Genomic DNA, 8,716 nt, shown 5'->3' on the forward strand with positions numbered 1-8,716 from the left:
CCTCCTGTGATTTGTTGAATTTGTCTTATACTGTTATATTCGGCCGTCGCATTCCACCAAATTCTGTTTCATTCTTTTAATGTAGCCAGATAAGGTCTCAATTTCTTGCTCAGAAAAACCCTTTGTTAATGTTTCTTCCATAATTTTGCCGTCAATTTCCATGAATTTAGAAAACTCTAATGCCTTGGGTGTGAGTACAAGCTTTTTCAGTCTAGCATCATGTGAAACAGAATGCCTCTCTATTAGTCCTTTTTGTACCATTAAGTTAATAACTTTAGAGGCAGTAGAACGTGTAATACTGAATTTCTGCTCTAAGTCTTTCTGAAATACGTCTTTATCGGCATGGTGTGCTATGTAACCAATAATCCAGCCATTTGTTCCAGTTATACCGTCAATATATTTTTTATGTGAGTTGTTTTCCATAAATCTCATAATTATATTATTTAATGAGCGAAGTTCTAAGCCAACAAAGCGCCTACACATAAATACCTCCATTTCAAAATGTACGACATCGGACTGTTTGATATACAACATTATATTTCTTTTTTTTTTAATTGTCAATTGAAAAAGATTAGTTTTGCCGTAAAATTTTCCATAAAAAATGGAAGCAATAAATTATTTATCGCTTCCGTTATTTGTACTTTCATTTTTTTCCTCATCATCAATTTTAATGGCGCCTACTGTCATGATTCCAACAGCAGCAACCTTGGCCAGAGATTTTGCTCCGTGTTTTATTTTTTTAGAATCACGTTCCCTGACTCCTTCAAGGATTTCACCACCATTACTGGTAACCAGCTTAAAATTGTTTACAAAGTTTCCGACAACTTTACTGCCACCGTCTTTCAAGTCTTGTACGCCGCCTGTGACTTTATCAGGGTTTTTGGTTATCTTACCCGCGATTACCTCTGTAGTACCACTTGCGATATCACCTGCAATCTCACCAGTATATATAGTAGAATCTACAATGCTTGAACCAATATTATCAATAATTTTTATGTCCGTTACTTTTCCAATAACGGATAGTGTGCCTCCAATAACACCGCCTACGGCAGCACCTGCTATAATTCCTGCTTTTTTTAATGTATCCATATATACGCCCCCTACAATTAGTTTTAATTAATCTCTTTATATTATATCAGTATATAATAAAAATATTAATTGGTCAAAGAAGTTAAGGCATGTTATACTATGCATATTATGATATTTAATTAACAATTTGATTTATAGATTGTAAGGGGAAATAATATGAGAATATTTGATACAAAAGTTCAAGAGATAAAATATAAAGTATTATGTGAAGTGTCAAAGCAAACCTGGGAAGGGCAAGATTCCTTTGCTGTTTTTAATGATATTGCCAGCGTTATAGTAGGTAAGGATGAGCCTACTATAGGATGCTGCATATATAAGGAAAGGGCCATAGTTGCTGAGAGAATACGAATTGCATTAGGCGGGAAAAAGGAAGATCCTAATATTGTAGAGGTTATTGATATTGCTTGTGACGAATGCCCAGAGGCGGGACATGTGGTTACAGATTTATGTAGGGGCTGCTTAGCCCACAGATGTAAGGATGCTTGTAAACTTGGAGCAATAACCCATGATCATAAGCAAAAAGCTAAAATAGATAAGAGTAAATGTGTTGAATGCGGGAAATGTGCGGCAGTATGTCCATACAATGCAATCAATAACTTTATAAGACCATGCGAACGTGCATGTAAAGCAAAGGCGATACATATGGGAGAAACAGGTGCAGCTGCTATTGATTCTGACAAATGTACTTCTTGCGGCTCTTGTGTATATAAATGTCCTTTTGGTGCAGCGGTTGATAAGTCGTTTATTGTAGATGCTATAAATATAATAAAAGAAAGCAGAAAAAATCCCGGATTTGAAGTTTATGCAATAATGGCACCAGCAATTGCCAGTCAGTTTAAATATGCTAGTTTTGGGCAGATAATCACAGCAATGAAGAAGGTTGGCTTTGACGTGGTAATGGAAACAGCCTTAGGCGCGGATATGGTAGCGGTACAAGAAGCAGAAGAAGTAATCGAAAAGGGATTTTTAACCACTTCATGCTGCCCGGCTTTTGTGAAATATATTGAAAATAACTATCCAGAATTAGTTGATAAGGTTTCCCAAAATCTTTCTCCTATGGCACAGTTAGGAAAGTATATTAAAGAAAAAGATCCAACAGCTAAAGTAATCTTTGTAGGGCCTTGCACTGCAAAAAAGGCTGAGATGAAAAAGGAAACTGTAAGCCCTTATATTGATTGTGTGCTGACTTTTGAAGAAATTCAAGCATTAATTGATAGTATGAATATAAATATAGAAAATTTAGAGGAAACGGTATTAGATGAAGCTTCTAATTTTGGAAGACAGTTTGCTCTAAGTGGCGGAGTGGCAAACGCAGTGAAAGAGGCTATTGCAGAATTGGCAGAACAACAGGGACCAGAATCAGAAGCAGCTAAATTTGAGTTGAATCCAATTCTTTGTGATGGAATAGATAAATGCAAAACAGTGTTAATGCAGGCTTCTAAAGGGGTACTTAAAAATAATTTAATTGAAGGAATGGCATGTAGTGGTGGATGTATTGGTGGTGCAGGATGCCTGACTCATGGTGAGAAAAACAAGGATGCCATATTAAAGTATAGTGAGAAAGCAACTTCTAATAGGATTATAAAAGATTAAAAGTAAAGTGTTTTATAGTAATATAAATTAATATGCATGAGAACTTTCTTCCTGCAAATACTAATGTTAGAAGGAGGTGTTAATATGGGTATTATAGGTTGGATTATTATCGGCGCACTTGCAGGATGGATTGCAAGTATGGTAACCGGCAACAATAAAAGGATGGGCGCTTTCAAGAATATTTTAACTGGTGTAGTTGGAGGCTTCATTGGCGGACTAATCATGAATTTAGTTGGTGGCGTTGGTATTACAGGATTTAATTTATGGAGCTTGGCAGTAGCGTGTGTCGGGGCTATTATACTACTATTGATTGTCAATGCCTTTTCAAGAAAAGCAAGTTACTAAAAATATTGGTTTAATCTAAAAAATAGAAATGCACCGCAGAAACTTTTTAAAGCCTGCGGTCTTTTATTACTCATTATACATATTGTTTACAATATGTATAAAAATACTTTGGAGGGAAAATGGCGGGAAAAATGTAAGCGTCAAATCTAAGGGTACCTATTAAAATAATTACGGATAAAGTAAAATCAGAGTATTGATGTTACCAAAAAGGATTTCAATACTCTGTTTAATATGTTCATATTATTAGATTTAAGCCATTGGTATATTTATATTCCAAGGAAACAGTTGAGGGATTTCTTCAGGTTGACTCATATCAATATTCGGTGCTGTTTTTAGTACGTATGTTAAATATTCATATGCAGTTTACAGTTCAGTCAAATAGGCTTAACTGTTTATCAGATTGCTTTTCTTCAAATGTACTCAAATACTCAAATATCTTTACGTTGTCGTGTATTATACCGTGCTGATTGCATTTCTGATGAAATAGTTTCATTAAGGCAGTACTATTGGGGCTATTTATTTCATACTGGTTTCCATAGGTCTGTATATACTTTTCTTTCATGCCAGGGAAACTCAAGTCCAGTTGACGGTAAAAATATTCTCTATTGCCTTCTCTAAGTGTCAACCCCATACCAAAACAAATGACACCATAAACCCCTGCTTCAATACATAAATCCAAGATACCGGAAATGTTTTCTTCTGTATCATTGATGAATGGCAGAATAGGGCAAAGCCATACAACTGTGGGTATGCCTGCATTATATAGTTGCTTTAACGCTTCAAACCGATGCTGCGTCGTACTGACATTTGGCTCCAATTTTTTACACAAATCCTCATTGTAGGTCGTTAAAGTCATTTGAACAACACATTTAGTTTTGTCATTGATACTTTTTAATAGGTCTAAATCTCTCAAAACCTGGTTTGATTTTGTTATCAAGGTAAAACCAAACCCGTATTGATATACCAAAGACAACGCCTTTCTGACGTTCCCAATTTCATTTTCAAGCGGAATATATGGGTCTGTCATAGATCCTGTACCTATCATGCACTTTTTGCGTTTATGCTTTAGAGCATTCTCTAACAATTCAATGGCATTTTCTTTTATTTCAATATCCTCAAAGTTATGTTCGATATGGTAACACTTGCTTCTTGAGTCACAATAAATACACCCATGAGAACAGCCACGGTATAAGTTCATCCCATTTTTTGCAGATAATATTCCTTTAGATTTTATATAGTGCATCGTATCTCCCTTAAATGATAACATATAAACAAAATGACTTGCTTATTTCATACAGTTCTTCTTATGCGCTTTGAGCTTCTTTATTGCCCAATCATAATGGCTTGCGGTGACACTCACGAAATAAGAGCCTAATGTACTTCCACCAACCCATTTATATACACCTTTTGAAAACAATTCCTCATTGGAAAAGGTTTCTGTCAAAGTCAATACGTCCTCATGAGATTTTTTCAGCATTTCTTTTGCTTCTTCCAATGGTGTGCCCTGGTGCTTTTTCCAAAATTGCACATTCATATCGCCATATGTTTTCCAATTATACGGTTTAGGAATAAATGGTTTGTTTTCTCCATTTCTATTTGCCTGTGCCCAATTAAGCAAAAGTTGATGCCATTCATAGAGATGGATTAAAACATCTCGAAGATTTTTATCCCTGCCCCAATGAGCTTCTTTCTTTTTATCATCTGCTGTAAAATCAAATGAAGTTGACAATTCTTCCTCTGTCAATTCAGAAATAAGAACGTTTAGTTTCTCGTAATTGCTAATTGCTGCGGTTATCATATCCGACTTTGTTGTTGCTCTGCCCATGTAATTATCCTCCTTATGGTATCAAGACCAAATACTAAATTATGTTGTTTTCCAACGCTTGAGTGTGGGAAAAAACTCTTTCATCATATTACGAGCTTTATCTTCTGTCATAGCCGCCGTCTGCATTGATCCCATACATTTCATCGGTATTGCCCATTGGCATACCACAACACTCACAAAATTTCTCGCTCATTTTTAATCCTCCCAAAAATAAAATTTGTATAGCTACAATAAAATAATAGCACACAAACTCTGACACCCTATGTCAAGGTTTATTTTTTTCGTAAATTTTCTTTGCTTCATCGGACAAAACCTCACGCAAATAAGCAGGCTCTATCACTTCAACATACGCCCCAAAGGAAAGAAGATACCCAATCAGCCATGCGTCCTCCGGCATATAGGCAGCAACAATAAAATCACCGCTTTCATGTTCTGTAAGTTCATCGTCTTTAAACTCGTCATAAACACGATAAGCCATTTCTTTAGGAAAACGGAGTACTATTTTGTTATGAGCATTCTGCTCCGTTGCTTGTAAATCAGGAAATTCAACAGGAATAAAATCCTCATTCAAAAGTTTGCAGTCGATAATTCGATTTATTTTAAAAAGGCGAAAATCATTTTTTTCTGTGCAATAGGCTTTAACATACCATTCCTTTGACTTGTAATAGAGCTTTAGGGGGTGGATTTTTCTGGTTGTTTTTTTGAAGTGGGTACTTACATAAACAATATTTACGACTTTGTGCGTGATAACTGCCTTTTTCAATAGCTCAAACTTAGCATTATCTTGTGTTTTGCTGCCCCAACGACCAAAATCTACTTCAAACCAATTTTCTGAATGTGTGTTAAAAAGTGCAGAGAGTTTTGTCAACAATTCTCTTTCATAGGTGTTATTTATAACGGACAAACTCTGCAAGGCGGATAATATATCTTGCTTTTCTTTATCCGAAAAAAAGGCTTTATCCAATACATAGTTATCAAGAATTTGTATTCCACCACTTCTGCCTGTTGTAACATAAATGGGAATACCCGCACTACTAATCACATCTACATCACGATAAATTGTTCTAACGGAAACCTCGAATTTTTCCGCCAATTCTGGAGCAGTAACACGTCCTTTCTCTAAGATAAAGTAGATAATCTTAAACAGCCGACTTTCTTTCAAACAATCACCTCCTATGTCACTATTATAGCATATTAACCATGACACTATATGTCAAGGTTATGGAGAAATCGAAAATATACACTACCTAACATAAAAATCGATTTCGTTCTCATAGGGCCACCCGAAAGGATTTAAAGATCCGTTTAAAAATAATAAATAGGTAATATCCCTTCAGGGGTTGCTAAAGTGGCAAGGACGATGTAGCTTGAACAAAGAGAAAGCTAGCTTAAACACAAGCCCTTAGAAGCCTAGGAGCATAGCTGATGAACTGGAGAAAATAGAAGAAATTGCCACAAGGCCTATTATTCGGCTTCAGTATTTTGCTTGTGTCGAATATTGTTTATTTAAAATATTCAATGTGTTATAGTTATAAAGATAATTATGGTAAAATTATCTTTATGAATTGTAATTATTTTCTATACCAAGGGGGTAACAACGTTGTTTAAGCAAAAAAATTTTTTTGAAGTAATTAAATATGATTTTTATGATAAAGGTGTTATGCAGTCATATACATCATTTTTATCAAGATCAGTTGTAAATGTATCATTTGAAGAAATAGGAAATGAGATTATTAGGAAATCGACAGGAAAGAAAGCTTGGCTTATAGCAAGTGGCATTTTATTTTGCTTAAGTATATTATTATGCATTTGTTCATTTACAGACAAAACCATAACTATGGCTGACAGCATATTTTATTTGGTTCCCTCAATTGTTTGTTTTATTGTGTTTATTTTATTGAAACAAGAGTTAGTTTATTTAGTTGGCAGACAAAATCTATTTTTCTTTTATAAGAAAAACCAAATTAGTCAAATTCATGAGTTTATAAATGAAATAATTAAGAGAAGAAATAATTATTATAAAGAGAAATATGCAATTATTGAAAATGATTTAACTCTAGAACAACAGCTTAATAAATTTAGATGGTTAAAAAATGACGAAATTATCACAGCGGAAGAATATGACTATTTGATAGACCAACTACAATCTCTAGCAAATAAAGCTTATATGTTTTACAATCAAAAATAATAGTATAAAATTTTATAAATGTTGGCAACGTTCATTTTTTAAATGTTAATATGATATTAAGCAGGAGCAGCTTGAAAGGGTTGCTCTTTTGTTATATCTAAATAAAGGGGTGATGTGATGTCAAAAAATCATAAAAAGAAAAAGCAAAGGCATTATACAAGCAAGAAAAAAAACTTCTTGAAACAGCATCTATACTCGAAGTGATAAGAGAATATATTGATATTGCTTATGCAGACATAACGATTTTGTATCCTTTGGACAGGAGGAAATCCATAATAACCAAAACTAATTTAAAACGTCATAATGCTGGTAGTTATAGCGGCTTATACGTTTATGATATAGAAATAATGTGATTTTTGGTCCCTTGCTTACTATAATTTTTTATAGTTTTGGTGATAAAATGGTGATAAAAATAAAAAATACAAGGCTTATAAATCATAAAACCTTGCATTTTCAATATTTTGGTGCGCCATGAGGGATTCGAACCCCCGACCTTCATATTCGTAGTATGCTACTCTATCCAGCTGAGCTAATAGCGCATGTGTTTCGACACGTTAGTTATTATACAATACTTAAATAAGAATGTCAAAGATTTTTAAACTTAAAAATAACAAATAATCATATTTGTAATAAAAAGTTGAAATATACCTGGAAACTGATTGTTGTGACAATTGCTCCTTGATGATATAATCGAAGTATGCAAAAGGAATAAAAGTTGGGAGAGAACTTAGATGGAAGAGTTAAATGAATTAAAAAGAATTCTAAAAGAACTGAGACCAAATAATTGGGAGGATATCCCTGATATTGATTTATATATGGACCAGGTTTTAAACTATATGACAAGACAGCACATTGGATTGGAAAGTGGTGAAACTTTAACATCTGCCATGGTCAATAACTATATAAAGAAAGAGCTTTTACCAAGGGCAAAGGGAAAGCGATACGAAAGAAAACATATTGCTTATTTGACTGCAATTTGTTTGTTTAAACAAATTTTATCAGTTGACTCGACTAAAGAACTTTTAAATAATCAATTGTTAGATTCTGATATAAAAAGTTTTTACGAAAAATATTGCACAAAGTTGGATACTGCATATGATGCTGTAGGAGAAAAGATTCAGGAAAACATGACGGAGCAAGACATTTCTGAATTAGTTTTGGAACTTGCTATATCCAGTTATGCTCAAAAAATTGCATGTGAAAGACTGTTGGAATTACTTGTTTAATTATATTTATATATTTAAGATTTTGTGACCTTTATTAATCCCCTGACATAGTATATCTTATATACGATTTTGTCTATGAAAGGGGATTTTGTTTTGAAAAACAATACTAATAGGCCTGTAAAGAGTTCAATTCCGCAAGAACGCAGTGGAAAATGTGCAGAGCCTTATGTAGGTATGCCCATATACTTGGATGATTCTTTCTTTGACTTTATGGATCAAGACAGAGGAGGAAAATGCCCTATAAATGAAGATATGGGTGATGAAATGGACGGCTGCATGATGCCAGACAGCGGTGGAATGATGCCAGACAGCGGCTGCATGATGCCAGACAGCGGCTGCATGATGCCAGATAACGGCTGCATGATGCCAGACAGCGGCTGCATGATGCCAGACAGCGGCTGCATGATGCCAGATAACGGCTGCATGATGCCAGATAACGGCTGCATGATG

10 protein-coding genes, 1 tRNA gene and 1 pseudogene are annotated in these 8,716 nt (G+C 34.4%); 5 read left to right on the plus strand and 7 right to left on the minus strand.

Annotated elements, in window-relative coordinates; genetic code table 11:
- Window positions 1–33: 33 nt before the first annotated feature.
- Entirely contained in the window at window positions 34–483 is a 450-nt protein-coding gene (locus RTW14_RS02695) for a MarR family winged helix-turn-helix transcriptional regulator (protein WP_312648054.1), read from the minus strand.
- A 132-nt stretch (window positions 484–615) separates the two neighbouring features.
- A complete protein-coding gene (locus RTW14_RS02700; RefSeq protein ID WP_312648056.1) occupies window positions 616–1,089 on the minus strand; it encodes a hypothetical protein in 474 nt (157 codons plus the stop codon).
- A gap of 156 nt (window positions 1,090–1,245) precedes the next feature.
- Here RTW14_RS02700 and RTW14_RS02705 point away from each other — a divergent pair, with 156 nt between their 5' ends.
- Entirely contained in the window at window positions 1,246–2,682 is a 1,437-nt protein-coding gene (locus RTW14_RS02705; RefSeq protein ID WP_312648058.1) for a monomeric [FeFe] hydrogenase, read from the plus strand.
- Between the two features lie 84 nt (window positions 2,683–2,766).
- Window positions 2,767–3,027 (plus strand): GlsB/YeaQ/YmgE family stress response membrane protein, encoded by a 261-nt coding sequence (locus RTW14_RS02710; RefSeq protein ID WP_312648060.1) that lies wholly within the window; start codon window positions 2,767–2,769, stop codon window positions 3,025–3,027.
- A gap of 370 nt (window positions 3,028–3,397) precedes the next feature.
- Here RTW14_RS02710 and RTW14_RS02715 read toward each other — a convergent pair whose 3' ends face one another.
- From RTW14_RS02715 to RTW14_RS02730, 4 genes and pseudogenes are all read right to left on the minus strand, one after another.
- The gene (locus tag RTW14_RS02715; protein WP_312648062.1) at window positions 3,398–4,270 is read right to left on the minus strand and encodes an SPL family radical SAM protein; all 873 of its coding nucleotides are present in this window, start codon (window positions 4,268–4,270) and stop codon (window positions 3,398–3,400) included.
- 42 nt (window positions 4,271–4,312) lie between these two features.
- Window positions 4,313–4,852, minus strand: a complete 540-nt coding sequence (locus RTW14_RS02720) for a ClbS/DfsB family four-helix bundle protein (RefSeq protein WP_312648064.1) — start codon at window positions 4,850–4,852, stop codon at window positions 4,313–4,315.
- Between the two features lie 39 nt (window positions 4,853–4,891).
- Window positions 4,892–5,045, minus strand: a pseudogene (locus tag RTW14_RS02725) (hypothetical protein).
- A 72-nt stretch (window positions 5,046–5,117) separates the two neighbouring features.
- Window positions 5,118–6,014, minus strand: a complete 897-nt coding sequence (locus RTW14_RS02730; RefSeq protein ID WP_312648066.1) for a helix-turn-helix transcriptional regulator — start codon at window positions 6,012–6,014, stop codon at window positions 5,118–5,120.
- Window positions 6,015–6,452: 438 nt separating this feature from the next.
- Between RTW14_RS02730 and RTW14_RS02735 the strand changes: the two genes are divergently transcribed.
- Window positions 6,453–7,040 (plus strand): hypothetical protein, encoded by a 588-nt coding sequence (locus RTW14_RS02735; protein ID WP_312648069.1) that lies wholly within the window; start codon window positions 6,453–6,455, stop codon window positions 7,038–7,040.
- A gap of 462 nt (window positions 7,041–7,502) precedes the next feature.
- Here the strand turns inward: RTW14_RS02735 and RTW14_RS02740 are convergent.
- Window positions 7,503–7,579 (minus strand) — tRNA-Arg (locus RTW14_RS02740).
- A 192-nt stretch (window positions 7,580–7,771) separates the two neighbouring features.
- On the opposite strand from RTW14_RS02740, the gene RTW14_RS02745 reads away from it, so the two are divergent.
- Both RTW14_RS02745 and RTW14_RS02750 read left to right on the plus strand, forming a co-directional pair.
- Entirely contained in the window at window positions 7,772–8,266 is a 495-nt protein-coding gene (locus RTW14_RS02745; RefSeq protein WP_312648071.1) for a DUF1836 domain-containing protein, read from the plus strand.
- A gap of 93 nt (window positions 8,267–8,359) precedes the next feature.
- Window positions 8,360–8,716 (plus strand): hypothetical protein (locus tag RTW14_RS02750; RefSeq protein ID WP_331654378.1); only part of this gene is annotated, 357 nt, incomplete at its 3' end.

This window comes from Aminipila sp. (assembly GCF_032051575.1).
GTDB lineage: Bacteria > Bacillota > Clostridia > Peptostreptococcales > Anaerovoracaceae > Aminipila.